This window comes from Mesorhizobium sp. M4B.F.Ca.ET.089.01.1.1 (assembly GCF_004022605.1).
Classification (GTDB): Bacteria; Pseudomonadota; Alphaproteobacteria; order Rhizobiales; family Rhizobiaceae; genus Mesorhizobium; species Mesorhizobium abyssinicae.
This window is the reverse complement of sequence record NZ_RZOS01000727.1, coordinates 1-1,852: the sequence shown is the minus strand read 5'-3', so window position 1 is coordinate 1,852 and position 1,852 is coordinate 1. Positions and strand designations below refer to the sequence as shown.

2 protein-coding genes and 1 pseudogene are annotated in these 1,852 nt (G+C 66.3%); 2 read left to right on the top strand and 1 reads right to left on the bottom strand.

Annotated features, from left to right (window positions below):
- Together EN780_RS33230 and EN780_RS33225 are read left to right on the top strand one after the other, a co-directional pair.
- The coding region (locus EN780_RS33230) for a DUF1194 domain-containing protein (RefSeq protein ID WP_133372842.1) at nt 1-774 on the top strand (774 nt) is incomplete at its 5' end.
- A gap of 96 nt (nt 775-870) precedes the next feature.
- Nucleotides 871-1,218, top strand: a complete 348-nt coding sequence (locus tag EN780_RS33225; protein ID WP_127284694.1) for a peptidase inhibitor family I36 protein — start codon at nt 871-873, stop codon at nt 1,216-1,218.
- A gap of 45 nt (nt 1,219-1,263) precedes the next feature.
- On the opposite strand, the pseudogene EN780_RS39120 reads toward EN780_RS33225, so the two are convergent.
- Nucleotides 1,264-1,852 (bottom strand): annotated as a pseudogene (locus tag EN780_RS39120) (hypothetical protein); the annotation flags it as partial.

The following is a 1,852-nucleotide window of genomic DNA, read 5'->3' as shown; positions in this document are numbered from 1 at the left end:
CCCGCATCCTCCGCGGAACCCGTCGACATCGAGCTGGTGCTTGCCGTCGACGTCTCGCTGTCGATGTCGCCTGAAGAGCTCGAGATCCAGCGCCATGGCTACGCGGCGGCCCTGACGCACGATCTGGTGCTGCGAGCCATTGCCGACGGCGCCTATGGCAAGATCGCCGTCACCTATGTCGAATGGGCGGGCAGCAACTGGCAGCGGGTCATCGTGCCGTGGACGGCGATCGCCAACCGGGCCGATGCCGAGCGCGTGGTCGAGCAGCTCAACGCCCACCCGCCGGACAGCGCCAGGCGCACCTCGATTTCCGGCGCGCTGGAATTCGGCAGCGATCTTTTCGCCGAAAGCGGCTTTCAGGGCGTCAAGCGCGTCATCGACATTTCCGGCGACGGGCCCAACAACCAGGGCGCGCCCGTCAACCTCGCGCGCGATATCGTGGTGAGCCAGGGCTTCACCATCAACGGCAGCCCGTTGATGACGCGCGGCGGCTTCACCGGCGCCTACGACGTCAATGATCTCGACCGCTATTACAGCGACTGCGTCATCGGTGGTCCCGGCGCCTTCATGATCCCGGTCAACGACTGGACGCAGTTTCCGGAAGCGATCCGCCGCAAGCTTGTGCTGGAGCTTGCCGGTCCAGGTTCGCCGCAATGGGCGGCCGATGAGGCAGCTGATCCGCCGATGGTGCTCGCCCAGGACAAGCCGATCGTGGATTGTCAGGTCGGCGAGAAAATGTGGCGCGACCGCAGCTGGATGTTCGACAGCCGCTAGTTGTCATGCCCCGGCTTGCCTGTCCGGTGTCGGCCATGCAAAGTCGTCGCGCCGTGCCGATCATACGGCTTCCATGCGCAAACGAGGAGACGTCCCATGAAATCTGTCGCAATCCTGATGGCGGCCGCATCGGTGTTTTGCGCCGGCAGCGCCAGTGCTCAGTATTACGGCGATGCGGGCTGCATCATGTTCGAGCACTCGAATTTTCGCGGCCGCGCGCTGGAATTGGGAGCGGACGATTCGGTGAGCTTTCGTGGCGGCCAGTTCTGGAACGACCGCGTTTCCTCGGTGATCGTGAGCCGCGGCTGCACCCTCGTCGCCTATTCGGATACGAGGATGCGAGGCCGGTCGATCGAGCTCAATCGCAGGGTCCGCGATTTCAGCAATACTGGCTGGAACGATCGCATCTCATCGGCCGAATGCTACTGCGGCGAGCGGTATTGAGCCGGCCGTGATCTGAGCCAGGACTGCCCGCCATCAAGCGGAGATTCAAGACTCCGACCGGGCCTTTGCACCCGGCGCTGGGACTGCCGCCTCCACGCGCTCGTTCTGGTCCGTCTGCTGTTCCGCGGGCGTCGCTGCCGCAAGCGCTCGCGGGCCGCCGAGCTGGGCAATGCCCTGGACCAGGCAGGTGGCGGCGGTGGCGACGATCAGCCACCGGCTCCAGCGCATGAAATGCGCGTCGCTGATGGCATCGAGGGCGCGCCGCGAAAGCTGCGTCCCGATTGCCGCCAGCGCGATTGCCAGCGCCACCGCCGTCGGCGCCAGGACGTCGGTGCCGGCGATCAGCAACTGTCCGAAATAGACGACCTTGAGGAAGTGCCCAAGCGCCTGGATGGCGGCCTTGGTCGCCACGGTCTGCTGGCGGTCTAGTCCGGTGCGTATGAAGAAGACGTCGAGGATCGGCCCCGAGACCCCGGCGGTGAGCTGCAGCATCGTGCAGAGGAAGCCGCAGCAGGCGCCGTGGCCGCCGCGGCGGATGTCGGGCGCGATGGCGCGCGGCACGGACAGCCCGGCACAGGAGAGCAGCGCCAGCGTGATCAGCGCGACCGGCTTGCTCGGCACCAGCTCGCGCGCC